Raw genomic sequence first — 26208 nt, 5'->3', positions numbered from 1 at the left:
ACCGGTTCGGGCGCCCGCGGCGCACCGGTCGGCTCCCCGTCCGGTTTCCTTGCCAGGAGCGCCCATGTATCCCGGTGTCCATGCCGAGCAGTTCCCCGACAAGCCCGCCGTCGTCGTGGCGGGCGGCGAGGTGCTCACGTACGGGCAGCTGGAGGAGCGTTCGGCGCGGCTCGCGCGCTACCTGTACGAAGCGGGCCTGCGCCGCGGCGACCACATCGCGCTCCTTGCGGGAAATGACCCGAAAGTGTTCGAGGTCTACTGGGCCGCGCTGCGCTCGGGCCTCTACATCACGGCCGTGAACCGGCACCTGTCGCCGGCCGAGGTCGCCTACATCGTCGACGACTGCGGAGCCGAGGCGCTGATCGTGTCCGGCGGGCTCGCCTACGTGGCCGAGGCCGTCGTCGCGGACACGCCCAAGGTGCGCATCCGCCTGGCTTACCGGGGAAGCGTGGCCGGTTACGAGTCCTATGAGGACACGCTGGCGAGCACCTCGGCCGAGCCACTGCCGGACCAGCCGCGCGGCATGGACATGCTCTACTCGTCCGGCACCACGGGCCGGCCCAAGGGGATCAAGCCGCCGCTGCCCGAGCGCCGGGTCGACGAGCCGGGTGACGTCTACACCGCGGTTTTCGGTCCCCTGTACGGGTTCGGCCCCGACACGGTCTACCTCTCGCCCGCGCCGGTCTACCACGCGGCGCCGCTGCGGTTCGGCGGTGTGGTGCAGGCGCTGGGCGGCACGGTGGTGCTGATGGAGAAGTTCGACGCGGAGCAAGCGCTTTCCGCGATCGAGACCCACCGGGTGACGCACAGCCAGTGGGTGCCGACGATGTTCGTCCGCATGCTCAAGCTCCCCGAAGCCACGCGCGCGAAGTACGACCTGTCGAGCCAGCGTGTGGCCATCCACGCCGCGGCGCCGTGCCCGGTCGACGTCAAGCGTGCCATGATCGACTGGTGGGGCCCGGTCCTGCACGAGTACTACTCGTCCACCGAGGGCAGCGGCATCACGTTCATCGACAGCGAGCAGTGGCTGCGCAAGCCCGGCTCGGTCGGGCCGGCCGGCGTCGGCGTGATCCGGATCTGCGGGGAGGACGGCGAAGAGCTGCCGGCGGGTGGCATCGGCACCGTCTACTTCGAACGCGACACGCTGCCGTTCGCCTACCACAACGACCCCGGCAAGACCGCCGAGGCGCAGCACCCGGAGCACCCGACGTGGACCACCACGGGCGACGTCGGGTACGTCGACGAGGACGGTTTCCTGTTCCTCACCGACCGCAAGGCCTTCATGATCATCTCCGGCGGCGTGAACATCTACCCGCAGGAGATCGAGAACGCGCTGACGCTGCACCCGAAGGTGCTCGACGTCGCCGTGGTCGGCGTGCCCGACCCGGAGATGGGCGAGGCGGTGCGGGCGTTCGTCGAACCCGCGGGCGAGGCCGCGCCCGGGCTCGGCGACGAGCTGCGTGAATACCTGCGCGCGCGCATCGCGCACTACAAGGTCCCCCGGGCGTTCACGTTCGTGGACCGGCTGCCCCGCACTCCCACCGGAAAGCTCGTCAAGGGCGAGCTCACCCGCTGACCGATCACCTCGGACTCACCAGGAGCGAGAAGACCATGCAGATCAAGGCCGCGGTGCTGCGCGCCGCCGACGGGCCCTACCGGATCGAGGACGTCGAGCTGCCCGCCCCGCGCGCGGGACAGGTGCTGGTGCGCATCGCCGGCGCCGGGCTGTGCCACACGGACCTGCTGCCGCGAGCGCCGGGTTTCCTGGCCGCGCCGCCGATCATCACCGGCCACGAAGGCTCGGGGATCGTCGAGGCCGTGGGTGCCGACGTGACGAGCCTGGCGCCGGGTGACCACGTGGTGCTGTCGTTCGACTTCTGCGGCCACTGCGCCAACTGCGTCGCCGGGCACCCGTCGTACTGCGAGACCTTCTTCCCGCGCAACCTCACCGGCCACGACCCGGACGGCGAGCAACCGGTGCTGGACGCCGCCGGCGAGGCCGTGGCCGCGCGCTGGTTCGGGCAGTCGTCGTTCGCGTCGCACTCGGTGGTCGCGGCCCGCAACGCGGTGAAGGTCGACCCGGAGCTGCCGCTGGAGCTGCTCGGCCCGCTCGGCTGCGGTATCCAGACCGGCGCGGCCTCGGTGTTCAGCGCGCTCGGCGTGGAGCCCGGCACGAGTTTCGTCGTGTTCGGCGCCGGCGGCGTGGGCCTGTCCGCGGTGATGGCCGCGCGGGTGGCCGGTGCCGCGCGGATCGTCGCCGTGGACCTCAACCCGCGCCGGCTGGAGCTGGCGAAGGAGCTCGGCGCCACGCACACCGTCGACGGTGCCGCGGCCGACCTCGTCGAGCAGCTGCTGGCGGCCACGGGCGGCGCGCAGTACACCTTGGACACCACCGGCGTGCCGTCGGTGATCACCACGGCGATCGCGGTGCTGCGCCCCACTGGCACCTGCGGGCTCGTCGGTGTCCAGCAGGGTGATCTGGTGCTCGATCCGACGGCGCTCGCCGTGGGTCGCAACGTGATGGGAATCCTCGAAGGCGACGCCGTGCCGCAGGTGATGATCCCGCGGCTGATCGAGCTGTGGCGCCAAGGCCGGTTCCCGTTCGACCGGCTCGTGGAGACGTTCCCGTTCGAGGAGATCAACGAAGCCGAGCAGGCGAGCTTGAAGGGCGAGGTCGTGAAGCCCGTCCTGGTTCGCGCCGCGCGGAAGGAGTGAGTACGTGAAGATCGTCGTGGACCGCGCCCGCTGCACCGGGCTGGGCATTTGCGAGTCGTTCGCGCCCGAGGTGTTCGAGGTGGACGACAACGGTGACCTGGCCGTGTCGTCCGAGACCGTGCCCGATGGTCTCGAGTCCGAAGTGGAGCAAGCCGTGACGGGCTGCCCGACCGAGGCGCTGAGGCTTGAAAAATGAGGAGCTCTCAAATGACGGGGGCTCGAAAAATGACGGGGCTCGCGAAATGACAGGGCTCGAGAAGTGACCCGTCTCGTCGTGGTCGGTGCCTCCCTGGCCGGGTTGCGGGCCGTGGAGGGCGCGCGCAAGGCCGGCTTCACCGGATCCGTCACGCTCGTCGGTGCCGAGGAACACCTGCCGTACGACCGGCCGCCGCTGTCGAAGGCCTTCCTCGACGGGCCGGTCGCCGCGCCGGTGTTCCGCGAGGAGCAGGTGCTGCGTGACGAGCTCGGGGTCGAGCTGGTGCTCGGCACCCGGGCGCACGCCCTGGATCCGGCCGGGCGCGTGGTGCACGCGGGCGAGGGCGAGCTCCCGTACGACGGCCTCGTGATCGCCACCGGCGCGACCCCCCGCACGCTGCCCGGCACGAGCCACCTGGCCGGCGTGCACACGCTGCGCACCCTCGACGACGCGCTCGCCGTGCGCGCGGCCCTCGACGCCGGTGCGCGCACGGTCGTGATCGGCGCCGGGTTCATCGGCTCGGAAGTCGCGTCGGCGGCGCGTAAACGTGGCCTGCCGGTGACCGTGGTGGAGGCGGCGCCGACTCCGTTGATGCGCGCGATCGGCGCCATGGGCGAACCGTGCTCGGCGCTGCACCGCGCGAACGGCACGGACCTGCGCTGCGGCGTCGCCGTCACCGGTGTCGAAGGCCACGACCGCGTCGAGCGCGTGCGGCTGGCCGACGGCACCCTGCTGGACGCCGACCTCGTCGTGGTCGGCGCCGGCGCGGTCCCGGCCACGGACTGGCTCGCGGGCAGCGGCCTCACGCTGGAGGACGGCGTGGTGTGCGACGAGACGCTCGCGACCGGGCTGCCCGGCGTGTATGCCGCGGGTGACGTCGCCCGGTGGGCCAACCCGTTGTTCGGCCGGGCGATGCGCCTGGAGCACTGGAGCAGCGCCGCGGAGCAGGGGGCCGCGGCGGGCGTCGCTGCCGCGCTGCCGGGGGCGGCCAGGCCGTACGAGACCGTGCCCTACTTCTGGTCCGACTGGTACGACACGCGCATCCAATTCGCCGGCGTGCCCGACGCTGACGAGATCCAGGTGGTGCTGGGCGATCCGGACGAGGGCCGGTTTGTCGCGCTGTACCGCTCCGGCGACCACCTCACCGGCGTGCTCGCGGTGAACAAACAGCGCGAGACCATGAAGTTCCGGGCCCTCATCGCACGCCGCACCGACTGGTCCGGCGCGCTCGACTTCGCCGCCCGCCGGCGGGAACCCGTGTCCGAAGGAGTGCGCTGATGCACGAACACGAAGCCCTGTACATCGACGGCGCGTGGGTGCGCCCGGCCGGCGGTGCCACGCTGGCCGTGGTCTCGCCGGACACCGAGGAACGCCTCGGCACGGTACCGCTCGCCGGCGAGTCCGAAGTGGACGCCGCCGTCGCCGCGGCGGGCCGCGCGCTGCGCTCGGCGGAGTGGGGCGGGCTCACGCCGGAGGCCCGGTCCGGGCTGCTGATGGCGTTCGCCGAGGAGCTGGGCAAGAACGTCGCCCAGCGCGCCGAGCTCACCACGATCCAGAACGGCATGCCGATCACCATCGCCACCGCGGCCGAGGGGGCCGGCCCGGTCGGGATCCTGCAGTATTACGCGGCGCTCGGTGCCGCTCCCGCCGAAGAGGGCCGGCCGAGGCTGGACGGGCAGGGCGTCACCGTGGTGCGCAAAGAACCCGTCGGCGTCGTCGCGGTCGTGGTGCCGTGGAACTTCCCGCAGGTGCTCACGATGTTCAAGCTCGCGCCGGCCCTGGCCGCGGGCTGCACCGTGGTGCTCAAGCCGGCGCCCGAGACCACTTTGGACGCTCTGGAGCTGGCGGCCACCGCCGAACGCGCCGGCCTGCCCGCGGGCGTGCTCAACGTGATCTCCGGCGGCGCCGACATCGGCGAGTACCTCGTGGCGCACCCCGGCGTGCGAAAGGTCGCGTTCACCGGCTCCACCCCCGTGGGCCGCAAGATCGGCGAAGCCTGCGGCCGGCTGCTGCGGCCGGTGACACTGGAGCTGGGCGGGAAGTCGGCGGCGATCGTGCTCGACGACGCCGACCTGGCGACAACCGTGCAGGGCCTGGCCACCGCCAGCCTGCTCAACAACGGCCAGACCTGCTACCTCTCCACCCGCATCCTCGCCCCGCGCTCGCGCCACGACGAGGTCGTCGCCGCCCTGTCGGGGCTGGCATCCGCGCTGACCGTCGGCGACCCGCTCGACCCCGGCACGCACGTCGGCCCGCTCGTCAGTGACCAGCAGCGGCGCAAAGTCGAGGAGTACGTGGCGGTGGGCCGCGAGTCCGGCGCCACGCTGGCGGCCGGCGGCGGGCGGCCCGATCGTGACCGCGGCTGGTACGTGCAGCCGACCGTGTTCGGCGGCGTCGACAACGGCAGCCGGATCGCGCGCGAGGAGATCTTCGGCCCGGTGCTCACCGTGATCCCGTACTCCGATGTCGACGAAGCGGTCTCGATCGCCAACGACTCCGACTACGGCCTCGGCGGCACCATCTGGACCTCCGACGTGGAGAAGGGCCTCGACGTGGCGCGCCGCGTCGAGACCGGCAGCGTCGGCGTGAACTTCTACGACCTCGACCTGGGCGCCCCGTTCGGCGGCGTGAAGGCCAGCGGCGTCGGCCGCGAGCTCGGCCCGGAGGGCCTGGCCGCCTACCAGCAGCTCAAGTCCGTCTACCTGGGACAGGAGATCCCCGCATGACCGCCATCGTGACCCCGCAGCAGCGCGAGTACGACGAGATCGACCTTTCGTCGCGGGCATTCTGGTCGACCCGCGCCGCCGACCGCGAGCGCAGTTTCGCCACGCTGCGCCGGGAGCGTCCGGTGTCCTGGCACCGGCCGGTCGAGGACGCGCTGATGGAAGACCCCGAGGACCCCGGCTACTGGGCGGTGGTCCGCCACGCCGACATCGTCGACGTGAGCCGCCGCAGCGACGTGTTCGTGTCCGGTCAGGGCGTGATGTTCGAGAACATCCCCGAGGAGATGCTCGAGGCGTCGCAGTCGTTCCTGGCGATGGACGCGCCGCGGCACACGAAGATCCGCAAGCTCGTCAGCGCCGCGTTCACCCCGAAGCAGGTGCGCCGCATCGAGGAGCAGATCAAGGCCAACGCCCGCGACATCGTGCGCGAGCTGGCCGAAGCGGGCAGCGGCGCCGACTTCGTGCGCCAGTGCTCCGGGCAGCTGCCGATCCGCACGTTGTCGGACATGGTCGGCATCCCCGAGTCCCACCGCGAGAGCGTGGCCCACGCCGCCGACGCGTCGGTGTCCTGGGCCGACCCGGTCTACCTCGCCGGGCGCGACCCGATCGACATGATCTTCGAGGCCCAGATGACGCTGCACGGCGTGGCGTTCGAGATGGCCGAGCACCGCCGTGCCCACCCGGCCGAGGACCTGATGACCAATCTCGTGCAGGCCGAGGTGGACGGCGAGCGCCTCACCGACGAGGAGATCGCGGCGTTCTTCGTGCTGCTGTCGGTGGCGGGCAACGACACCACCCGCCAGACCACCAGTCACACGCTGCGCGCGCTGACCGACTTCCCGGAGCAGCGCGAGCGGCTGATGGCCGACTTCGACGGCCGCATCGGCAGCGCGCTCGAGGAGTTCGTCCGCTGGGCCTCGCCGGTGATGACGTTCCGCCGCACGGCCGTCACCGACTTCGAGCTGGGCGGGCAGCGGATCAGCACGGGCGAGAAGGTGGTGATGTTCTACGCGTCCGGCAACTTCGACCCCGAGGTGTTCGACGAGCCCGGCCGCTTCGACCTCAGCCGCAGCCCCAACCCGCACGTGAGCTTCGGCGGGGGCGGCGCGCACTTCTGCCTCGGCAACCAGGTCGCCAAGGCCCAGCTGCGTGCCCTGTTCGGCGAACTGTTGCGCACCCTGCCGAACATCACCGCGGGCGAGCCGGACTACCTGGCCGGCAACTTCGTCCACGCCGTGCGCGCGATGCCCTGTCACTTCTGAGCAGCAGTTCCCCCGCAGACCGACCAGACCGGAGACCAGCCATGCCCGCGTTCAGCAAGCCCGAAGAGATCTACCAGTACATCGGCGGCATCTTCGAAACCGCGTTCGCCGACGCCGACCTCGCCGCCAAGCTCGCCGGCACCGGACTGGTGCTGAAGATGGTGTGCACCAACCCCGAGTCCGCGCTGCTGATCGACACGCAGAACCGGCGCGTGACCGGCGACGCGTTCGACGCCCCGGCCGACGCGACCATGACGATGGACAGCGAGGTCGCCAACGGCTACTGGCAGGGCAAGGTGAACCTCACGTTCGCCATGGCCCGCGGCAAGGTCAAAGTGGACGGTCCGGTGTCGAAGCTGATCAAGCTCGCCCCGCTGTCGAAGAAGCTCTTCCCCGTGTACGTCGAAAAGCTGCGTGCCGACGGGCGCGAGGACCTGATCGTCGGCTGAGCCGGGAAGGCCGAGCACAACGGCGGGTGCGGAAGTCGTCGTCGAGGGCCTGACGAAGTCGTTCCGGCGCCAGACGATCTGGCGGGACCTGACCCTCACCCTGCCCCCGGGTGAGGTGTCCGTCCTGCTGGGTCCCTCGGGAACCGGGAAGTCGCCTAACAGCGCGCCGTCCTGGAACAGCACCCCGAACAGCTTGCGTGCCTCGTAGAGGCGGTGCTCCGAGCAGGTGACCACGTCGACGCCGTCGACCACGCAGCGGTCGCGGTCGGGTTTGAGCAGCCCGATCGGCGGCTTGAAGAACACCGAAGCCATCACCTTGTTCGACAACATCGCATTCCCGCTGCGCGAGCACACGCGCAAGTCGGAGACGGAGATCCGGCGGATCGTGCACGAGAAGCCGGAGCTCACGGGCCTGGCCGGCGCCGGTCGGCTTGCCCAGCGAGATCTCCGACGGCATGCGCAAACGCGCGCCGCATGGACGGCTCGATCGGCATGAGCGAGGAGAAGGACTCGGCGACCATGGCCGCGGAACGCGCGAAGTTCGCCGCCGGGCACCACGCCGGTGGCGTCGAGGAGGTCGCCGGCATCCCACCGCAGATGCAGCCCGCGCCCGGTCTGCCGGCGCGGCCGGGTGAGGCGCGGCGCAAGGAACGCGTGCTGCGCCTGCTGCCGACGCTGCCCGAGGCGGCGCAGGACGGGATCCTCGCGTCGCTCACCCCCGAGGAACGGCGCCGCCACGGCGTGGACCGCCTGGCCACGGCCGCCACCGCGTAGAGGAGGTCTCGTGAGCATCCCGTGGCGCCCCGGTGCGCTCGCTCGACCGGTACGGGGACGAGCTGTGGTTCTACCTGCGCGCCCTGCTGTGGACGCCGCGCAGCCCGCCGCGGCGTCAGCCGTCGACGTGATCGAGCCGGCCGCAGGGCCGGATCTCGCCGCCAAGGCCGCGGCGCCGGACTCCGGAATCGAGTCGAAGGCTCGCGGTGCGGTCGCGCCGGACTCCGACACCGCGCTTCCCAGCCGCGCTGCCCGGATGCCGGATGCCGGCACCTCGACGATCTCGGCCGAACCCACCGGAGAACCGGCAACCGCCGGGCCCGGAAACCTCGCCACAGTCCGGTGACCGTTGGCTTGTCGGCGCCGGCCGTCGTCCTCCTGGCCGCCGCCGGTTGCTTCGCCTTCCAGGCCCACCGGTCCACGACCTCCGGCCCGGCCGCCAACACCGCCTTCTCCGACAGCGCCGCCACTTCCGCCATCACCGGCCAGCTCAGCGCCGCCTCTGAAGCCAGCCGTTTTCTCCCTGGACCACCAGGACGTCGCCAGAACCCAACGGGCCGCCGAGCAATACCTCGCCGGCAACGCCGTCACCCAGTACCGCCAGTCGCTCTCGGCCGTCCGGCAACAGGCCGTCCCCCACCACCTCATCCCCACCAGCCGCGGCGGCACCATCGGCATCAAGGACATCACCGGCACGACCGCCCACGTCCTCGCCTTCGCCGACCAGACGACCTCCCGCGCCGGCACCCCGACACCTCCAACGGCGGCGCGCAGGTCCGCCTCACCGCCACGGACGACAACGGCCGCTGGCGCGTCAGCGACATCGCGGTCCTGTAGCGAAAAGTGGCCGTTCGGCTCGCCGCGACGACTCGTTCGAGCCGGCCCACACGGCCGGCGGAGTTGACCTTGGTTCCGCCGGCTTCCGAGGTTCGGAGCGGAAGCCGGCGAGGGGTGCGCCGACGGACATACGCGGGTACGAGCCGGGATCGAACGCCGCGGAAGCCCGCCTTCACCTCCGATTTCGCGCTCCTCGGTTCCCTTCGGCGCGGCGGATCGCGGACCTGCCGGACCGGCCCGCCATGGATGTCTGCCCCCGGATGCGGCGCGCCCGTCAGGTCGACACGTGGTCGAACGCGCTGGACTGCGAGCGGTTCACCACCGAGGAGCTGGCGTTCGAACCGAGGGTGCAGTTCTGGGACGACCGGGCTGCCTGAAAACCAGGCAGCCCGGTCCGGACGGGTCGATCCTCAGCTCACCAGCCGCGCGAACGCCACTGCGCGAGCTTCGGCCGCTCAGCCCCCAACGTCGAATCATCCCCGTGCCCCGGGTAGAACCACGTCTCATCCGGCAGTTCGTCGAAGATCCGCGTCGAAACGTCGTCCAGCAGCGAGGCGAAGTCCTCCGGCGAGGACGTCTTCCCCACCCCGCCCGGGAACAGCGAGTCACCCGTGAACAAATGGGGGTGCCCGGCCGGGTCGCGGTACAGCAAGGCGATGGAGCCCGGCGTGTGGCCGCGCAGGTGGATCACCTCGAGCGTGACCTGGCCCACCCGAAGGGTGTCGCCGTGTTCGACCAGGAAGTCGGGCGGCACGGGCAGCGGCGAGGCGTCCAGCGGGTGCGCGGCGGTGTTCGAGCCGTTCGCGCCCGCCACGGCGCCCAGGGCCTGCCAGTGGTCCTGGTGCTGGTGGGTGGTCACGACGGTGCGCAGCGCGGGCCGGTCGGGGCCGTGGCCGATGAGGTCGGAGATGCGCTCGGGGTCGTTGGCGGCGTCGATCAGCAGCGCCTCGTTCTCGGCGCGGCAGACGAGCAGGTAAGCGTTGTTGTCCATCGGCCCCACGGAGAGCTTGGTGATGGTCAGCGCGTCCAGCGTCCGGCGGGCGGCGTCGCCGCCCGGTTCGACGTGCCCGGTGTAGGTGTCGGCGATGTTCACGTCCTCACGGTAGCCGGGACAACGCGGTCTGTCCCACCCCCGCACACGTAGGCTCGGGGCGAGCAACGGGCGACCCCAGGGAACCCGTGCCGAACACCGCGCCACCGCACCAGTCCCCCCGACGGACCAGCTGGGACCTCCTCAGGGTCATCGCGATCGTCTCGGTCGTGCTCGGCCACGTCACGCACCAGGGCGCGCGCTGCTGCACGGCGAGCTCACCGGCTGCCCGTTCCGCGTGCCCGCGCAGTTCGGCGCGGGCAGTTCGGGGCGGCCGGGCTGACGGTGATCTCCGCGTACTTCCTGTGCGTGAGCGTCCGCAGGCCCGGCACGGGCCGGTGGCTGTGGAACCGCGTCGCACGGCTGGTGCCGTCGTACCTCGTCACGGTGCTCGTCACTTACGTCGTCACGCGCTACGCCGCCTCCGCTTCAGCGGTTTGCCCGTGCCCGACGGTTTCACCGGATTCCTGTTCAGCGAGCCGCAGGGCCCGCCGGCGGACCCGTTCCCGTGGTACATCCAAACCTCGCGGGACCTGCTGACGGACCTGGGGATGATCCAGGCGTGGGACTACTACGGGTTCCCCTACCTCGACGGCTCGTGGTGGACGCTGCCGGTCCAGTTGTTCGCGTTCTGCGCCGCTGCGTGGTTGTTCCCACGGCGGTGGCGCACCGATCGAGTGATGATTTGGCTCGTCTGGGTGTTGATGGTCGCGGCGGCGGTCCGGTTCCTGGTCTTCAACCCCGGCCGCACGCCGATCCAGGCCGTCAACGTCTTCTTCGGGCTCGGCCTGCAGCGCACGCACCTGTTCGCCGCCGGGATCGCGCTGTGGCTGTGGAGCCGGAAGCGGCTGCAGTCCTGGCACCTCGGACTGCTCGTCGCGGCCTGTATCGTGGTACAGGACCTGCACGTCTTCCCGTTCCACCGGGCGATGCCCCAGGACCCCGCGCGCTGGCCCTCCACGATCGGCTTCGCTGTGCTGCTGCTGGTGATCTGCCTCGCGGCACGCGGCCCCGACTGGTGGTTCCCGGGTCTCGCGCGGGTCGCCCCGGCGCTCACCTGGCTCGCCGGGATCTCGTATGGTCTCTACCTGGTGCACCAGGAACTGGGTTACATCCTGGCGCGCGCCCTGCTGGACATCGGTGTCCCCGGCCGGTTGCGGCTTCCCGCGGTGCTGGCCGGCGCCGTGCTGGCCGGCTGGGCGCTCACCGCGTGGGTGGAACGGCCGCTGCATCGGCGGCTGACCGTCCGGCGGGCGGGCAAACCCGTCCAGGAACCCGCAAAAGCCCAGGTCGAAGAGCCGGAACCCGTTTCTGTCGGTGGTGCGTCCTAGCATGGACGCGGCCGCCCGTGCAGGACTTCCACCGGGCCGGCCTCCGAGCCGAGATTTGAGTTGAAGGGACGTGGGCGTGGCTGATCGCCTCGTTGTTCGCGGGGCCCGCGAGCACAACCTCCGCGGTGTCGACCTCGATCTGCCCCGCGACAGCCTGATCGTGTTCACGGGCCTGTCCGGGTCGGGCAAGTCGAGCCTCGCTTTCGACACCATCTTCGCCGAGGGGCAGCGCCGTTACGTCGAGTCGCTCTCGGCCTACGCGCGGCAGTTCCTCGGGCAGATGGACAAGCCCGACGTCGACTTCATCGAGGGCCTCTCGCCCGCGGTGTCGATCGACCAGAAGTCCACCTCGCGCAACCCGCGCTCCACGGTGGGCACGATCACCGAGGTCTACGACTACCTCCGGCTGCTCTACGCCCGTGCGGGCAAAGCGCACTGCCCCAAGTGCGGCGAGCTGATCAGCAAGCAGACGCCGCAGCAGATCGTCGACCAGGTGCTCGACATGGACGAAGGCACGCGCTTCCAGGTGCTCGCGCCGGTCGTGCGCGGGCGCAAGGGCGAGTACCTCGACCTGTTCCAGAATCTGCAGCAACAGGGCTACGCGCGCGTGGTCGTCGACGGGAAGGTGCACCCGCTCACCGACCCTCCGAAGCTGAAGAAGCAGGAGAAGCACCAGATCGGCGTGGTCATCGACCGCCTGAGCGTGAAGACGAGCTCTCGCCAGCGGCTCACCGACTCGGTCGAGACGGCGCTGCGGCTGGCCGACGGGCTGGTCGAACTGGAGTTCGTCGACCTGCCGGAGAACGACCCGAAGCGCGTGCGCGGGTTCTCCGAGAACCTGGCGTGCCCCAACGGGCACCCGCTCGCGATCGAGGACCTCGAGCCGCGGTCGTTCTCGTTCAACTCGCCCTACGGCGCGTGCCCCGTGTGCACGGGCATCGGCATCCGCAAGGAGGTCGACCCGGAGCTGGTGGTCCCGGACGACGAGCTGTCTTTGGGCGAGGGCGCCATCGCGCCGTGGGCCGGCGGGCAGAGCGCCGACTACTTCATCCGGCTGCTCGAGTCGCTGTCGGAGGCCATCGGGTTCCGCATGGACACGCCGTGGCGCCAGCTGCCGGCCAAGGTCCAGAAGGCGGTGCTGCACGGCGTCGACGAGCAGGTCCACGTGCGCTACCGCAACCGTTACGGCCGGCAGCGCTCGTACTACGCCAACTTCGAGGGCGTGATCCCGTTCCTCGAGCGGCGCCAGGAGCAGACCGAGTCCGAGTACATGCGCGAGCGGTACGAGGGCTACATGCGCGAGGTGCCGTGCCCGACGTGCCAGGGCACGCGGCTCAAGCCGGAGATCCTCGCGGTCACCCTCGAGCACGCGACGCAGGGTGAGCGCTCGATCGCCGAGGTCTGCGCCCTGTCGATCGACGAGGCGTCGAAGTTCCTTGACGAGCTGGTGCTCGGGCACCGCGAGGCGATGATCGCCGGCGCGGTGCTCAAGGAGATCCAGGCGCGCCTGCGCTTCCTGCTCGACGTAGGCCTGAACTACCTCTCGCTCGACCGCGCGTCGGGCACGCTGTCGGGCGGCGAGGCGCAGCGCATCCGGCTGGCCACGCAGATCGGCTCGGGCCTGGTGGGTGTCCTCTACGTGCTCGACGAGCCGTCGATCGGCCTGCACCAGCGCGACAACCACCGCCTGATCGAGACCCTCACGCGCCTGCGTGACCTCGGCAACACGCTGATCGTGGTGGAGCACGACGAGGACACGATCCGCGCGAGCGACTGGGTCGTCGACATCGGCCCGGGCGCGGGCGAGCACGGCGGGCACATCGTCCACAGTGGACCGTACAAGAAGATGTTGAAGAGCAAGGAGTCGCTCACCGGCGCGTACCTGTCGGGCCGCCGCTCGATCGAGGTGCCGGCGATCCGGCGTCCGGTCGACAAGAAGCGGCAGCTCACGGTCGTGGGTGCGCGCGAGCACAACCTGCGCGGCATCGACGTGTCATTCCCGCTCGGCTGCCTCGTGTCGGTCACGGGCGTGTCCGGCTCGGGCAAGTCCACGCTCGTCAACGACATCCTCGCCCAGGTCCTCGCCAACAAGCTCAACGGCGCGCGCCAGGTGCCGGGCCGCCACACGCGGGTCAACGGGCTGAACACGGTCGACAAGCTGGTCCGCGTCGACCAGTCGCCGATCGGCCGCACCCCGCGGTCCAACCCGGCGACCTACACCGGCGTGTGGGACCACGTGCGCAAGCTGTTCGCGGCGACCACCGAGGCCAAGGTGCGCGGCTACCAGCAGGGCCGGTTCTCGTTCAACGTCAAGGGCGGCCGCTGCGAGGCGTGCGCCGGCGACGGCACGATCAAGATCGAGATGAACTTCCTGCCCGACGTCTACGTGCCGTGCGAGGTCTGCAAGGGCGCCCGCTACAACCGCGAGACGCTCGAGGTGCATTACAAGGGCAAGACGGTGTCCGACGTGCTGGACATGCCGATCGAGGAGGCGGCCGAGTTCTTCGAGCCGATCAAGGCGATCCACCGGCACCTGCAGACGCTCGTCGACGTCGGCCTCGGCTACGTGCGCCTCGGCCAGCCCGCGCCGACGCTCTCGGGCGGCGAGGCGCAGCGCGTGAAGCTCGCGAGCGAGCTGCAGAAGCGCTCCACGGGCAAGACGGTCTACATCCTCGACGAGCCGACCACAGGCCTGCACTTCGAGGACATCAGCAAGCTGATCGGCGTGATCAACGGGCTGGTGGACAAGGGCAACACGGTGATCGTGATCGAGCACAACCTCGACGTGATCAAGACGTCCGACTGGATCATCGACATGGGTCCGGAGGGCGGTTCCGGCGGCGGCATGGTCGTCGCCGAGGGCACGCCCGAGCACATCGCGTCGGTGCCGGAGAGCTACACGGGCGAGTTCCTCGGCCAGGTCCTCAACCCGGCCTGACCCCATCGCGGTGCGGTGGCCCCGAACCGGGTCACCGCACCGGCGGGGGTCAGTCCTGTCCGGTTGTGCGGTCGACGACCGGCGAGAGCGGTCGGTAGTAGAGCGCGCGCACGCGGAAGGCGGAGCCCTGCTCGTCCGGCAGGAGCGATAGTGCGCAGGTCGTGGTGTCCGAGTCGGTGATCTCGACCGGGACGAAGCCCGCCTGGCCCGGCGTGCGGATCTCCACCAGGAACCCGGCCTCGTCGCTTGAGCGGTCCGCCCAGGTGAAGTGAACGGACGCGTCCTCGGCCGGGACCACCGTCACGTCGGCCGGAGCAGCGGCTTTCCCCGGCTTCCACACCGGCACGGCCGTGGCCGGGGGAGCGGCGTGGGCCGGGGAGCCCGGCTGCACGACCGCCGACACGGGACCGAAGAAGTCCCGCACGCGGTAGAAGAACGGTGTCTCGGGGATCAGGTCCGGGGCCGGTAGGTGAGCTGCGAGCGCGGGAAGTACTGCAGCGCGGTCCACGGGCGGTCGGTGGAGTTCCGCTATTCGAGCAGGTGCCCGGCCGCGGCGGGGGTCACCCTCGGGCCAGTGCAGATCGATGTCCGTCGGCGTAGTGAGCGTCGCCGTGAGGCTTTGGGGCGGTGGCGCCGGAGCCGCGGCCGGGGCCGCGGAGCAGCCGGTGGTGACCAGGACGGCCGGCGTCCCGAGCGCGAGGCGGGTTTTCACGGGCACGGCGGAGCCTCCGGGACGTCCAGGCGGCGGCGGTGCGGCGTCAGCTTAGGAACCCGCGCCGGTGATCGACAAGCAACGTCCCGATCACCGGCACCACCCATCTGCCCGGCCGGCGGCGCCGAATTCAGCCGACGAACTTTCTGAATTCGCGGTGAACCGCATCGCGCCGGCATCCGTGTGAGGGGTGTCGGGGGCTCTGACCCGCGACGGCACGACCCACTCTCACCTCGGAAGGGGGCGATCTCCCGGTGGACACGGCGGCGGTGCTGGGCGTGCGGCGACGACCGGCGTTCACACTGCGGTTTGCAGTACTGTCCTCGCCGACCCAGAACACCGTCGGGAGGTCGAGGGTGGCGATCGGACGCGGGCGGCCGAAACGGGCCGCCGCCGAGCGGCTCGTGGAGCAGCTCTACGCGGAACACGGCCGGAGCCTGCTGGCTTACGCGACCAGGCTCACGGGCGACCGCGCGGCCGCCGAGGACGTGGTCCAGGAGACGCTCGTGCGTGCCTGGAAGCACGCCGACGACCTGAGCGGCGACCGCCAGGGGTCCGTGCGCGGCTGGCTGCTCACCGTGGTGCGCAACCTCGTCACGGACCGGGCGCGGGCCCGCGCTGCCCGGCCGCCGGAGGTCGCCGAGGGCCCGGAGACGCTCGCGGCGCCGGTGGTACGCGATCACGCCCAGGGAGTGGTCGACTCGATGACGGTGCTCGGAGCCCTCGAAGCGTTGTCGCAAGAGCATCGCGACGTGCTCGTGGAGATCTACTATCGAGGGAGATCGGTGGCGGAGGCAGCCGAGTTGCTGGGGGTCGCTCCCGGCACCGTGAAATCCCGGTCCTACTACGCGCTGCGCGCCTTGCGCACGGCGATGGTGAGCGGCGGAACGGAGGCAGTGAGATGAGCGCGGTCGAGCAGGAGCACGCACAGCTCGGCGCCTACGTCCTCGGCGCGCTGGACCCGGCCGAGGCGGTCGAGTTCGAAGGCCACCTGGCCACGTGCGCGCAGTGCCGCTTCGAGCTCAAGGATTTCGGCGCCCTGCGGGAGGCGCTCGACGAGGTGCCGCCCGAGGCGTTCCTCGACGGCCCGCCCGAGGGCGGCGACCTGTTGCTGCAGCGCACCCTGCGCCGGATCCGGGCCGAGGAGGAGGCCGGCCCTGCCGAATCCCCTGCGGCACCGAGCCGCACCGGTTCCCGTCGGGGACTCGCGATCGCGGCCGCCGCGGTCGTCGCCGCGGTGGCGCTCGGCGGCGGGGTCTTCGTCGGCCGCCAGACGGCGCCCGAGTCCGCTCAGCAGGTGGCCGTGCCCGGCACCCGCGACGTGGCCGCCACCAACGCGGCGACGGGCGCGAGCCTCACCGCGTCGGTGATTCCCGCGGCCGGTTGGGTCAAGGTGCACGTGGCCGTGAAGGGGATCCCCGCGGGCGAGAAGTGCAAGCTCGTGGTCACGGACAAGACCGGCGCGAAGTGGGACGCCGGCAGCTGGCTCGTGTCGGAGAAGTGGAGCACACAGGGCTTCGGTCTCGACGGCTCCGCGCTGGTCGCGCCGGCGGACGTCGCCTCGGTCGGCATCGTCACCCTCGACGGCCGGGACCTGGTCTCGGCACAGGTGTAGGCGGTGACGGACGCGGAGTACCGGTTCTCGAGCACCTGGTGGCTCCCGGCCACCCCGGCCCGGCTGGTCTTCGATGCCGTCGTGGACCTCGAGGCGTACCCACGCTGGTGGCCCGACGTGCGCTCGGTCCGCCGGGTCGACGACGACACCGCCGAGGTCGTCTGCCGCTCGCGCCTGCCCTACCGCCTGATGATCGCGATGCACCGCGAGGAAGAGGACCCCGTCACCGGCCACGTCCGCGTCGGCCTGAGCGGTGATCTCGAAGGGTTCCTCGCCGGCATGCTGCACGCCGTCGGCGAGGGCACGCGGCTGGAGATCACGCAGCACGTGCAGGCTCGCAAACCGTTGTTGCGCAAGCTGGACACGGTGGCCCGGCCGTTCTTCCGCGCCAACCACGCGTGGATGATGCGCCGGGGCCACCGCGGCCTGGCCGCCTACCTGGGCTGACCCGCCAAGCACCGCTCGCGGCCCGGCGCGGGCGGCGCACCAGCACGAGCGCCGCTGCCGCGGCGGCGAGGAGCACGAAGCCCGCGCTCAGCCCGTACGCGAGCCGGTAACCCGAAGCGAGGGCGGCGCGAGCCCCCTGCGACGCCAGCCCGGCCGTGCGCGCCGCCGCGGCCGTGGCGAGCACCGCGGTGCCGATGGCCGCGCCGACCTGCTGCGTGGTGGTGATCAGGCCCGACGCCACCCCCGCGTCGGCCGCGTCCGTCCCGGACATCGCCAGCCCCATCACGGCCGGGATGGCCGCGCCCGCACCGGAACCCATGAGTACCAGCGCCGGGAACACGTGCAGGAAGTAGCTGCCGTCCGTGGGCACGGTGGTGAGCAACGTGAAGGCGACCGCGACCACCACGAGCCCGCTCAGGAGTACCGCGCCCGGGGTGAAGCGCGCGCTGAGCTTCGCCGAGATCCCCAGTGAGAACACCGCGATCATCACCGGTGCCGGCAGGAACGCGAGCCCGGTGGCGAGCGCGTCGAGCCCGAGCACCTTCTGCAGGTACAGCGCCGTCACGAACTGGAAGCCCATCATGCCGGCGACCATGAACACCATCGTGACGTTGGCGCCGCTGACCGCGCGCACGCGGAACAGCCGCAGCGGCAGCAACGGAGTCCGCGCGCGGCCCTGCCGGACCACGAACGCGGTGAGCAGCAAAGCGGCGCCCGCCACCGGAAGCGCGGCGCCGGTCTCGACGATCCCGTACACCAGCAGCATCACGCCGCCCGTCACGAGCGCCGCGCCCAGTCCGTCGATTCCCGTGCGCAGCCCGCGGCCACGGTCCGCCGCCACGACCAGCGGAGCCAGCACCAGCGCGGCGACGCCGATCGGCAGGTTGACGTAGAAGGTCCAGTGCCAGTCGAGCGCCTGCGTGAGCGCGCCGCCGGCGATGAGTCCGATCGACGCGCCCGAAGCCTGTGTGAAGCTGAAGACGCCGATCGCCCGCGCCTGCGCACGGGGTTCGGGGTACATCGTCACGATCATGCCCAGCACCACGGCCGACGCGAGCGCGCCGCCGACTCCCTGCACGAACCGGGCGGCCACTAGCACCGCCGCCCCGGTCGAGAGCCCGGCCACGAGCGAGGACGCGGTGAAGACCAGGAGCCCGGCGAGGAACACGCGCCGCCGGCCCAGCAGGTCACCGAGCCGGCCGGAGAGCAGGAGCAGCCCGCCGAACGCGACGAGGTAGGCGTTGACGACCCAGGCCAGTCCGGCGGACGTGAAGCCCAGTTCGGCCTGGATCGAGGGCAGCGCCACGGCGACGATGCTCCCGTCGAGCACCACCATGAGCGAGGCCGCGCACAGCACCACCAGTGCGACGGCCCGGCGACGGACTTCCGGCATTTGGGTCCCTCCAGAACGATCACCGAAGAGAACCCCCAGGTCACGCCCAGGGCACCTCTTGTTACAGCGATCATCTTGTGTGACCATCGAGGAGCCTGGAAGGAGGCACTTTCATGTCCCAGGGGAACACCGCTGTGACCGAGCAGGTCAGCGCGATCGACCCGGAGAAACTCGAGGCGTGCACGCTGCTCGAGGTGCTCAACCGGATCAGCGGCAAGTGGGCGATCGGCATCCTGCTGGAGGCGTCGCACGGCCCGGTGCGGTTCACGGAGCTGGAACGCTCGGTGGCGGGCATCAGCCGCCGGATGCTCACGCTGACCCTGCGCAACCTCGAACGGGACGGGCTGCTGGAGCGCACCGTCTACCCGACCGTGCCGCCGCGCGTGGAGTACGAGGCGACGCCGATGGCGCGTGAGCTCTACGGCACATTGTCGGGGCTCGTCGACTGGGCGCAGCGCCACCGCGAGGCGATCGCCGTGGCGCGCGAGGCCTACGACTCGCAGTAGAAACGCGTGTGCCGTGGTCGTGAGCACGGGGAACGCTCACGGCCACGGCACACTGGGGTGTTCGCACCCCGGCGGGGGAGTGTGGGCCGGAAGGAGCCCTGGGGTGCGAACGGCTTCAGTTGCCCGCGGAGGCTCCCACGGGTTCGCCCCGGCCGGTGGGCGGCGGCTCAGTGGCGGGCGGTTCCGCCGCGGCGGGGGCTTCGTCGAGCAGGGTGGCTTCGTCGAACGGCGCGGACCCCGCGAAGACCCGGCGGGACTTGTCGCGGTCGAACTCCTTCATCCACGATCCGATGAGGACGGCCGCCACGGCGTTGCCGGCGAAGTTGGTCAGCGCACGGGCCTCGGACATGAACCGGTCGATGCCGAGGATGAACCCGACGCCGTCGACCAGCTCTGGGCGGTGCGACTGCAGGCCGCTCGCCAGGGTCGCGATGCCGGCGCCGCTGACGCCTGCCGCGCCCTTCGAGGCGATGATCATGAACAGCAGCAACGTGATCTGCTCGCCCAGCGCCAGCGGCTCGTCCTGCGCCGTGGCGATGAACAGTGTCGCCATGGTCAGGTAGATCGAGGTGCCGTCGAGGTTGAACGAGTAGCCGGTGGGCACCGTGATGCCGACGACCGGCTTGCTCACCCCGAGGTGTTCCATCTTGGCGATCAGCCGCGGCAGCGCCGATTCCGACGACGAAGTGGACAGGATCAGCAGGAACTCGCGGCCCAGGTACTTGAGCAGCTGGAAGATGTTGACCCGCGCGCCCAGCCACAGCACCGCGCCGAGGACACCGAAGACGAAGATCAGGCAGGTGACGTAGAAGCCGAGCATGATCACCAGCAGGCTGCGCAGCGCGCCCCAGCCCGTGGCACCGACTACGGCCGCGATCGCACCGAACGCGCCGACGGGCGCCGCCCACATGATCATCGCGAGGATGCGGAAGACCAGGCGCTGCACGTGCTCGATGCCGCGCAGGATGGGCTCGCCACGCTTGCCGAGCTTCTGCAGTGCGAACCCGGTCAGCAGCGCGATGAGCAGCGTCTGCAGGGTCTGGCCTTCGGTGAACGCCGAGACGAACGAGGTCGGGATGATCCCGAGCACGAAGTCGACGCCGCCCTCGCCCTTGGCCTGCTGATGCACCTTGGACACGTCGGCGGGGTTGAGGTGCAGACCACTGCCGGGATGGATGATGTTGCCGACGATGATGCCGATCGCGAGCGCGAACGTCGACATCACGACGAAGTAGACCAGTGCGGTGACGCCGACCTTGCCGACCTTCGCCGCCTTCGCGACCGAGCCGATGCCCAGCACGATGGTGCAGAAGATGATCGGCGCGATCATCATCTTGATCAGGTTGACGAAACCGGTGCCCAGCGGCGCGAGCTCCTTGCCGACCGAAGGCCAGATCAAGCCGATCGCGGCTCCGAGCACCACGGCGACGATCACGGCCAGGTAAAGGTAACGCGTGCGGTCGCGCTTGGGCGCGGCCGCTTCGGGGGTCGGTGTCGGCACCGTTGCCTCCAGTAGGGGAATGAGCGGAACGCCGGTCACTATGCGGGGAGGATATGACCAGCGTCACCGTTGTGTTCATTGAGTTTGCACGAGAGGTCCAGTCCGGTTCGGACGGTGGTACGCGAGGGTCGTCGCACCACCCGGGTGTTGCCCCGCGCCCGCGTGTGCTGGTATGAGCACGTGCCTGCCCCCACCCGGACCCGGACGAGCCGCTGGAGCCTCGCCCGCCAGCTGCTGGTCCTCCAGCTGGCGGTGCTGCTCGTTCTCGTCGGCGGTGGGATCACCATCGCGTACCTCGACGCCGGCCGCACGACGACCGACCGGGCGCGGGACCAGTCACTGGCGGTCGCCCACGCGATCGCCGACTCGCCGAGCGTGGCCCGAGCGGTGTCCACACCGGACCCCGCGGCCGTGCTGCAGCCCTACGCGGTGCGGGTGCAGACCGACGCCGACGTCGACTTCGTCACGATCATGAACCCGCAGGGGATCCGCTACACCCATCCGAACCCGGCGTTGATCGGGCAGCCGTTTCTCGGCCACATCGCCGCCGCCCAGCGCGGGGGCGTGGTCACCGAGACCTACACCGGTTCGCTCGGGCCTTCCGTCCGCGCGGTCGTGCCGGCGTTCGATGCGAGCCACCGCGTCGTCGCCCTCGTGGCGGTGGGCATCACGATCGCCGCGATCTCCGCCGAGCTGCGCGACCGCGTGTGGCTGCTGGCCGGTGTCGCGGCCGCGGTGCTGCTCGTCGGCGCGTGCGGCGGCTGGCTCGTGAGCGCCCGGCTCAAGCGGCAGACGCGCGGGATCGCGCCCGGTGAGCTCAGCAACCTGTTCGAGTACCACGAAGCGGTGCTGCACTCCGTCCGTGAAGGTGTACTGCTGGTCGGGCGCGACGGCCGCGTCGGGCTTTGCAACGACGGTGCGCGCACGCTCCTGGGTCTCACCGCGGATCCCGTGGGGCAGCCGCTGGTCGAGCTGGGGCTGCCGCCGGAGTTGGTGGCCGCGTTCGTGTCCGCCGAGACGCGCACCGAGGAGCTGCACCTCACCGACACGCGCGTGCTGGTGGTCAGCACCACTGTCGTGCGCTCCGGCGGACGCGCGCAGGGCACCGTGGTGATCCTGCGTGACCACACCGAGCTGCAGACGTTGACGGGTGAGCTCACCACCGCCCGCGGGCTCGCGGAGGCGCTGCGGTCGCAGGCGCACGAGGCGGCGAACCGGCTGCACACCGTCGTTTCCCTGGTGGAGCTCGGCCGGCCCGAGGACGCGGTGGAGTTCGCGACGGCCGAGCTCGCCCTGGCCCAGGAACTCACCGACCGCGTGATGAGCGCCGTGTCCGAGCCCGTGCTCGCGGCGCTGCTGCTCGGCAAGGCCGCGGAGGCGAGCGAACGCGGCGTCGAGTTCACGATCACCCCCGACACGGTGATCGAGGACCTCGGCCCGGAGATCACCGGCCGGGATCTCGTGACGATCCTCGGCAACCTCGTCGACAACGGCATCGACGCCGCCGCGCACGGGGCGGGCGGACGGCCCGCCGTGGTCGTCACTGCCCGGACCGACGAGGACGGGTTACTGCTGCGGGTCGCCGACAACGGCGCGGGCGTACCGGAGGAAGCTGTGGAGGACATGTTCCGCCGCGGCTGGTCTACGAAGGCAGGCGAGGGCCACGGGCTCGGGCTCGCGCTGGTGGTCCAGGCCGTGCGCCGCTACGGCGGCAGCGTGGATGTCGGCCGGGACGGTTTCGGACAACACGGCGGCGCGGTGTTCACGGTCCGGTTGCCGAGGCAGGAGGCGCTGCGGTGATCCGCGTGCTGGTGGTGGAGGACGAGCCCGTGGCCGCCGAGGCCCACCGGCTCTACGTGGAGCGCGTGGGCGGCTTCAGCGTCGCCGGTGTGGTCCACTCCGGCGGCGACGCGCTGCGCTTCTGCGAACGCGAACCCGTCGACCTGGTCCTGCTCGACTTCTACCTGCCCGACACCCACGGCCTCGCCGTGTGCCGCTCGCTGCGTGCGGCCGGCCTGCCCATCGACGTGATCGCGGTGACCTCGGCGCGCGACCTCGCGCTGGTGAAGGCGGCGGTGTCGGTGGGCGTGGTGCAGTACCTGCTGAAACCGTTCACTTTCGCTACGCTGCGGGAAAAGCTCGAGCGCTACGCCGAGTTCCACCGGGCTTCGGGTGAGGTCACCGGCCAGGCCGAGATCGACCGCGCCCTCGCCACGCTGCGCACGAGCGAGCAGCACGCCCTGCCGAAGGGCATGAGCGCCGAGACGCTCGAAGCCATCACCGCCGCCCTCGCCGCCGCCTCCGACGGACTCTCCGCCGCCGCCGCGGCGAGCGCGATCGGCGCTTCGCGCGTCACGGCCCGCCGCTACCTGGAGTACCTGGCGGACAACGGGTTGGCCCACCGCGAACCCCGCTACGGCCAGGTCGGGCGGCCCGAGGTGTGGTACCGCCACGGCCCGGCCTGAGGTTCGCCGCCGTCAGGCGAGCCGCACGGACATCGTCCAGAGTTTGCTGTCCTTGCCGTTGGGATACGACCAGCCGGCTTCGCAGCCCCAGCCGGATTGGCAGTTGTCGCCGTAGAAAGTAGCGGTGCGCGGCCCGGTGACGGCGACCCCGATGTAGCCCCTGGAGCCGAGGGTGTCGCACGGGTGCACGCCGTTGGGGTTGGTGCAGTTGGTGGGCTGGTTGGTGTAGAAGCGGTGCAGCGCGGTCCAAGTGGCGCCGCTGTCGTAGCTGAACGCGTTGCCGTTGCTGGGGGCGGCCGAAGACCAGCATCAGGATGCCGCCCTCCATCGTGTTCACCACCGGGGCGACACCGCGGACCGCGTTCGCGTCGGGTGCGCCCGGCACCTTCACCGCGAAGGCCGCGCCCCAGCTCGCGGTCTTGAGGTCCACCGCGGAGTTCACGGGGCCGTTGGTGATCCGGCCGAGCAGCCGGCTGTGGATGACCTTGGACGTGGGATCGTCGTCCTGCCGGGTGATCATCAGCAGCCGCCCGTCGGTGAGACGGGTGGCCGAGGACTCGCTGTAGTTGAAAGCGGCGGACAGGAACGAGGTGGCCGAGCGGGTCCAGGTGGTGCCGCCCTTCGGCATCGTGAGCAGGTAGGCGGCCGAATGCCCGTCGGCCTGCCCGGCGTAGAACGGCGCGACCAGATCCCCGGTGGGCAGCGTGAGCACGCCCTGGAAAAAACGCCCGGTTTCGCCGGTTCGGATGATGGCCCCGTCCAGGTCGAGGTTCGCCCGGCCGATCCGCCAGCTCGCACCGCCGTCGGCCGTGGTCCAGCGCACGAAGTACCGCTGACCTGAGGCGTCCACCGTGCCGAGGCTTTCGAACACCGAGTACACGCTGCCCGTGGTGACGCCGTTGGCCACCATGGCGAACTGGGCCATGGGCAAGTCCTGCAGCTTCTTCCCGGATCCGGCTTCGAGCGCGGGCTGCCAGCGGCCCGCGTCGTCCCGGTACTCGACGCGGGACTTGACCTGCCGGTCGCGTCGGCGCTGACCAGGAAGCTGCGGATCAACCGGTGCTTGGCCGCGCCCGTCGCGTCCTGCCAGGCGGCCCATTGCAGCGACGGCATGGCGCGGAACTGCCGGTTCGGGTCCGCCGGCTCGATGGTCAGCGCTCCGTAGCCGGGTTGCAGGGCCGCCGACGCCGCCGGGTGATCAACGCCAGCGAGAGCAGCACGAGTCCGACGAGCGCACCGATTCTCTTCACGTTGTCCCCTGCACGCCGTGATCGACAGCAGGAGCCTGCCGTCCGTGACCACGGCGATACGGGCGAATCACCCGGTTTCGCTCGGATGGCTTTTCGCCCACTGTTCGCGTATAACGATCTATACGTCGCGGCGGGGAGACATTACGGTCACTGGCGAACCAGCCCGACGAAGGGGAAATCGGTGGAGCGAGACCCGAGCCCACGGCTGCGACTGCGGCACCTCGCGCACGAGCGGAGTGCCGAAGGTGGCGAACATACCTCGCTGCTCGGCGTCCGGCGGCCCGAGACCGGCTACGGCTCGGCGACGGCTGTCTGCGGCTGGTGCGGCACCGAGCTCCAGCTGCGCGTCGCGGCTACCCGGAAGGTGCGGCAGTCGCTGCTGGGCTGGGCGCTGGTGTACTTCGCCGGAGTGCTGGCCGTGGTCGGGGGCATGGCCGCGCTCTCGGCGTCGGTCGTGTGGCTCGCCGTGGTCCTGATGGTCGGCGGGGTGCTGGTGGCGGTGGTCGGGGCGGCGTTCTGGTGGTGGGCCACGGGTGTCCGTCCGGTGCGCGCGCTGCCGGAGGGGAAGCCCGGGCCGCACGTGGTCACGCCGGACCGCGGGCAGCGCTAGAACTCAGCGTGGGCGGCCAGGTGCGTCGGGCCGGGTCTGCCACGGGTGCGGCCCGTCGAGCGGCCGGTACTCCACGCCCAGCGCGTCCAGCCGCGGCAGTTGGTGGTCGCGCAGCCGCGGCAGGAACTCGGCGAAGTCGCGGGGCCCGGTACTCCACGCGAGCTCGGCGAACGCGCTCAGCCGGGGGAAAGCCGCGTAGTCCACACGCCGGGCGGTGTCGAGGTGCTCGGTCCAGACCTGGGCCTGGGCGCCGCGCAGGTGCGGGCCGGTCAACGCCGGTTCGTACGCGTAGACGTCCTCCAGCGTGCGCAGGTAGCCGACGGGGATGGGTTCGTCCGGGTGGTCGGACTGGCGGTGGTCGAGGTACACGCGGTCTTCCGGGCACAGCACCACGTCGTGCCCCCGCGACGCCGCCAGTTCGCCGCGCGCCTCGTCCTGCCAGGCGCCGATCACCATGGGCGGGAGGTCGTCGATGTCGAGGACCTCGTCCCAGCCGAGGGCCTGCCGGCCGCGCGAGGCCAGGTGCGCGGCGATCTCGCGGACGAACCGGCCGTGGGCCTCGGTCGCGCCCGGCACCTCGTCGCCGCCGAGGCCGATGACCGGCGACGGGAAGACGTCCAGCACGTGGTCGAACACCGTGCGGAAGAAGTCCGAAGTGGACTCCGACGGAGCCAGCAGCGACGTGCTGATGCCCCAGGACGTCCACACCTCCCAGCCCTCGTCGGGGTCGGGGCCGAGCTTCGGGTACGCGGCGATGGCCGCGCGAGCGTGGCCCGGCACGTCGATCTCCGGCACCACCGTCACGGCTCGCGAGGCGGCGTACGCGACGATCTCCCGCAGGTCGTCGGTGGAGTAGAAACCGCCGTGCGGACGGCCGTCGCGTGCGGGGCCGTCGTGGCGACCGACCATCGACGAACGCCGCCAGCCGCCGACGGAGGTCAGGCGGGGAAACCGCGGCACCTCGATCCGCCAGCCCTGGTCGTCGGTCAGGTGCAGGTTCAGCACGTTGAGCTTGTGCGCCGCCAGCAGGTCGACGAACCGCAGCACCTCGGCCTTCGTACGGAAGTGCCGCGCCACGTCGAGCAGACAGCCGCGCCAGCCGAACCGTGGGTGGTCCTCCACCACACCGCACGGCAGCGTCAGCCCCGAGCGGATCGACGCCGCCCGGAACGCGTCCGGCCCCGCGAGCTGGCGCAGCGTCTGCCGGCCGTACACCTCGCCCGCGGCGTCGGCGACCGACAGCGTGACGCCGCGCGGAGTGATCGCCAGCCGGTAACCCTCGGCGGGCAGATCCGGTGCCGGCCGCACGGTGACCGGCGCCGGCCACGGGCACGCGCCCGGCACCTCGGTGACGGAGACGGGACGGGGGAGCAGGGTGTCGAACCCGGGCATGA

At 71.2% G+C, this 26208-nt stretch carries 26 protein-coding genes and 2 pseudogenes; 21 read left to right on the top strand and 7 right to left on the bottom strand.

Annotated features, from left to right (window positions below):
• Positions 1 to 64 precede the first annotated feature (64 nt).
• The 7 genes from AB0F91_RS39030 (at position 65) to AB0F91_RS39000 (ending at position 7345) form a co-directional block, all read left to right on the top strand.
• Positions 65 to 1576 carry an acyl-CoA synthetase gene (locus tag AB0F91_RS39030; protein WP_360606131.1) on the top strand — a complete coding sequence of 504 codons (1512 nt, stop codon included), beginning with the start codon at positions 65 to 67 and terminating at the stop codon, positions 1574 to 1576.
• Positions 1577 to 1611: 35 nt separating this feature from the next.
• Positions 1612 to 2715 carry an NAD(P)-dependent alcohol dehydrogenase gene (locus AB0F91_RS39025; RefSeq protein WP_360606130.1) on the top strand — a complete coding sequence of 368 codons (1104 nt, stop codon included), beginning with the start codon at positions 1612 to 1614 and terminating at the stop codon, positions 2713 to 2715.
• 4 nt (positions 2716 to 2719) lie between these two features.
• Positions 2720 to 2911, top strand: coding sequence for a ferredoxin (locus AB0F91_RS39020; protein WP_360606129.1), 192 nt, complete (start codon positions 2720 to 2722; stop codon positions 2909 to 2911).
• A gap of 63 nt (positions 2912 to 2974) precedes the next feature.
• Positions 2975 to 4189, top strand: a complete 1215-nt coding sequence (locus tag AB0F91_RS39015) for an FAD-dependent oxidoreductase (RefSeq protein WP_360606127.1) — start codon at positions 2975 to 2977, stop codon at positions 4187 to 4189.
• Positions 4189 to 5637 (top strand): aldehyde dehydrogenase, encoded by a 1449-nt coding sequence (locus AB0F91_RS39010; protein WP_360606125.1) that lies wholly within the window; start codon positions 4189 to 4191, stop codon positions 5635 to 5637. Before AB0F91_RS39015 ends, AB0F91_RS39010 begins: the two co-directional genes overlap by 1 nt.
• Positions 5634 to 6896 carry a cytochrome P450 gene (locus AB0F91_RS39005; protein WP_360606123.1) on the top strand — a complete coding sequence of 421 codons (1263 nt, stop codon included), beginning with the start codon at positions 5634 to 5636 and terminating at the stop codon, positions 6894 to 6896. The genes AB0F91_RS39010 and AB0F91_RS39005 overlap by 4 nt, the downstream gene beginning before the upstream one ends.
• A 41-nt stretch (positions 6897 to 6937) precedes the next feature.
• Positions 6938 to 7345, top strand: coding sequence for an SCP2 sterol-binding domain-containing protein (locus AB0F91_RS39000; RefSeq protein ID WP_360606121.1), 408 nt, complete (start codon positions 6938 to 6940; stop codon positions 7343 to 7345).
• A gap of 153 nt (positions 7346 to 7498) precedes the next feature.
• Here the strand turns inward: AB0F91_RS39000 and AB0F91_RS38995 are convergent.
• Positions 7499 to 7651 (bottom strand): annotated as a pseudogene (locus AB0F91_RS38995) (ABC transporter ATP-binding protein); the annotation flags it as partial.
• On the opposite strand from AB0F91_RS38995, the gene AB0F91_RS38990 reads away from it, so the two are divergent.
• The 3 genes from AB0F91_RS38990 (at position 7638) to AB0F91_RS38980 (ending at position 8465) form a co-directional block, all read left to right on the top strand.
• Positions 7638 to 7841 carry a hypothetical protein gene (locus AB0F91_RS38990; RefSeq protein WP_360606119.1) on the top strand — a complete coding sequence of 68 codons (204 nt, stop codon included), beginning with the start codon at positions 7638 to 7640 and terminating at the stop codon, positions 7839 to 7841. The pseudogene AB0F91_RS38995 and the gene AB0F91_RS38990 sit on opposite strands and share 14 nt — an antisense overlap.
• The gene (locus tag AB0F91_RS38985) at positions 7820 to 8119 is read left to right on the top strand and encodes a hypothetical protein (RefSeq protein ID WP_360606117.1); all 300 of its coding nucleotides are present in this window, start codon (positions 7820 to 7822) and stop codon (positions 8117 to 8119) included. The genes AB0F91_RS38990 and AB0F91_RS38985 overlap by 22 nt, the downstream gene beginning before the upstream one ends.
• Positions 8120 to 8183: 64 nt before the next feature.
• Positions 8184 to 8465 carry a hypothetical protein gene (locus AB0F91_RS38980; protein WP_360606115.1) on the top strand — a complete coding sequence of 94 codons (282 nt, stop codon included), beginning with the start codon at positions 8184 to 8186 and terminating at the stop codon, positions 8463 to 8465.
• 906 nt (positions 8466 to 9371) lie between these two features.
• On the opposite strand, the gene AB0F91_RS38975 is transcribed toward AB0F91_RS38980, so the two are convergent.
• Positions 9372 to 10049, bottom strand: a complete 678-nt coding sequence (locus tag AB0F91_RS38975; protein ID WP_360606113.1) for an MBL fold metallo-hydrolase — start codon at positions 10047 to 10049, stop codon at positions 9372 to 9374.
• Positions 10050 to 10489: 440 nt separating this feature from the next.
• Between AB0F91_RS38975 and AB0F91_RS38970 the strand changes: the two genes are divergently transcribed.
• Together AB0F91_RS38970 and uvrA are read left to right on the top strand one after the other, a co-directional pair.
• Positions 10490 to 11377, top strand: coding sequence for an acyltransferase family protein (locus AB0F91_RS38970; RefSeq protein WP_360606111.1), 888 nt, complete (start codon positions 10490 to 10492; stop codon positions 11375 to 11377).
• Between the two features lie 76 nt (positions 11378 to 11453).
• A complete protein-coding gene (gene uvrA / locus AB0F91_RS38965; protein ID WP_360606109.1) occupies positions 11454 to 14315 on the top strand; it encodes an excinuclease ABC subunit UvrA in 2862 nt (953 codons plus the stop codon).
• A gap of 49 nt (positions 14316 to 14364) precedes the next feature.
• Here the strand turns inward: uvrA and AB0F91_RS38960 are convergent, their stop codons facing one another.
• Positions 14365 to 14823: a fibronectin type III domain-containing protein gene (locus AB0F91_RS38960; RefSeq protein WP_360606107.1), complete on the bottom strand. Its 459-nt coding sequence runs from the start codon at positions 14821 to 14823 to the stop codon at positions 14365 to 14367.
• A gap of 560 nt (positions 14824 to 15383) precedes the next feature.
• On the opposite strand from AB0F91_RS38960, the gene AB0F91_RS38955 reads away from it, so the two are divergent.
• Genes AB0F91_RS38955 through AB0F91_RS38945 form a run of 3 tightly spaced genes read left to right on the top strand, consistent with a single transcriptional unit; the run spans position 15384 to position 17089 of the window.
• Positions 15384 to 15932: a sigma-70 family RNA polymerase sigma factor gene (locus AB0F91_RS38955; protein ID WP_360606105.1), complete on the top strand. Its 549-nt coding sequence runs from the start codon at positions 15384 to 15386 to the stop codon at positions 15930 to 15932.
• Positions 15929 to 16642, top strand: a complete 714-nt coding sequence (locus AB0F91_RS38950; protein WP_360606103.1) for a zf-HC2 domain-containing protein — start codon at positions 15929 to 15931, stop codon at positions 16640 to 16642. Before AB0F91_RS38955 ends, AB0F91_RS38950 begins: the two co-directional genes overlap by 4 nt.
• Positions 16643 to 16645: 3 nt before the next feature.
• On the top strand, positions 16646 to 17089 hold the full coding sequence (locus AB0F91_RS38945) for an SRPBCC family protein (RefSeq protein ID WP_360606101.1): 444 nt from the start codon (positions 16646 to 16648) through the stop codon (positions 17087 to 17089).
• A 28-nt stretch (positions 17090 to 17117) separates the two neighbouring features.
• Here the strand turns inward: AB0F91_RS38945 and AB0F91_RS38940 are convergent.
• A pseudogene (locus tag AB0F91_RS38940) lies at positions 17118 to 18482 on the bottom strand (MFS transporter); the annotation flags it as partial.
• Positions 18483 to 18595: 113 nt separating this feature from the next.
• On the opposite strand from AB0F91_RS38940, the gene AB0F91_RS38935 reads away from it, so the two are divergent.
• Positions 18596 to 18988 carry a helix-turn-helix domain-containing protein gene (locus AB0F91_RS38935; protein WP_360606099.1) on the top strand — a complete coding sequence of 131 codons (393 nt, stop codon included), beginning with the start codon at positions 18596 to 18598 and terminating at the stop codon, positions 18986 to 18988.
• A 115-nt stretch (positions 18989 to 19103) separates the two neighbouring features.
• On the opposite strand, the gene AB0F91_RS38930 is transcribed toward AB0F91_RS38935, so the two are convergent.
• On the bottom strand, positions 19104 to 20489 hold the full coding sequence (locus tag AB0F91_RS38930; RefSeq protein ID WP_360606097.1) for a cation:dicarboxylase symporter family transporter: 1386 nt from the start codon (positions 20487 to 20489) through the stop codon (positions 19104 to 19106).
• Between the two features lie 180 nt (positions 20490 to 20669).
• On the opposite strand from AB0F91_RS38930, the gene AB0F91_RS38925 reads away from it, so the two are divergent.
• A complete protein-coding gene (locus AB0F91_RS38925; protein ID WP_360606095.1) occupies positions 20670 to 22289 on the top strand; it encodes a sensor histidine kinase in 1620 nt (539 codons plus the stop codon).
• Positions 22286 to 22954, top strand: a complete 669-nt coding sequence (locus tag AB0F91_RS38920; RefSeq protein ID WP_360606093.1) for a response regulator — start codon at positions 22286 to 22288, stop codon at positions 22952 to 22954. Before AB0F91_RS38925 ends, AB0F91_RS38920 begins: the two co-directional genes overlap by 4 nt.
• A gap of 12 nt (positions 22955 to 22966) precedes the next feature.
• Here the strand turns inward: AB0F91_RS38920 and AB0F91_RS38915 are convergent, their stop codons facing one another.
• Positions 22967 to 23143 (bottom strand): hypothetical protein, encoded by a 177-nt coding sequence (locus AB0F91_RS38915; protein ID WP_360606091.1) that lies wholly within the window; start codon positions 23141 to 23143, stop codon positions 22967 to 22969.
• A 125-nt stretch (positions 23144 to 23268) separates the two neighbouring features.
• Between AB0F91_RS38915 and AB0F91_RS38910 the strand changes: the two genes are divergently transcribed.
• The 3 genes from AB0F91_RS38910 to AB0F91_RS38900 all read left to right on the top strand — a co-directional run bounded on the left by AB0F91_RS38910 (position 23269) and on the right by AB0F91_RS38900 (position 24814).
• Positions 23269 to 23520 carry a hypothetical protein gene (locus AB0F91_RS38910; protein WP_360606089.1) on the top strand — a complete coding sequence of 84 codons (252 nt, stop codon included), beginning with the start codon at positions 23269 to 23271 and terminating at the stop codon, positions 23518 to 23520.
• Between the two features lie 285 nt (positions 23521 to 23805).
• Entirely contained in the window at positions 23806 to 23991 is a 186-nt protein-coding gene (locus tag AB0F91_RS38905) for a hypothetical protein (protein ID WP_360606087.1), read from the top strand.
• A 394-nt stretch (positions 23992 to 24385) separates the two neighbouring features.
• Positions 24386 to 24814: a hypothetical protein gene (locus AB0F91_RS38900; protein ID WP_360606085.1), complete on the top strand. Its 429-nt coding sequence runs from the start codon at positions 24386 to 24388 to the stop codon at positions 24812 to 24814.
• A gap of 3 nt (positions 24815 to 24817) precedes the next feature.
• Here the strand turns inward: AB0F91_RS38900 and AB0F91_RS38895 are convergent, their stop codons facing one another.
• Complete coding sequence (locus AB0F91_RS38895; RefSeq protein ID WP_360606083.1) at positions 24818 to 26206, bottom strand: beta-N-acetylhexosaminidase; 1389 nt, start codon at positions 26204 to 26206, stop codon at positions 24818 to 24820.
• Positions 26207 to 26208 lie beyond the last annotated feature (2 nt).

Source organism: Amycolatopsis sp. NPDC023774, assembly GCF_040639695.1.
In the GTDB taxonomy this organism is placed as follows: domain Bacteria; phylum Actinomycetota; class Actinomycetes; order Mycobacteriales; family Pseudonocardiaceae; genus Amycolatopsis.
Note: the sequence above shows the minus strand (reverse complement) of the source record. Positions and strands in the feature narration are given on the sequence as shown.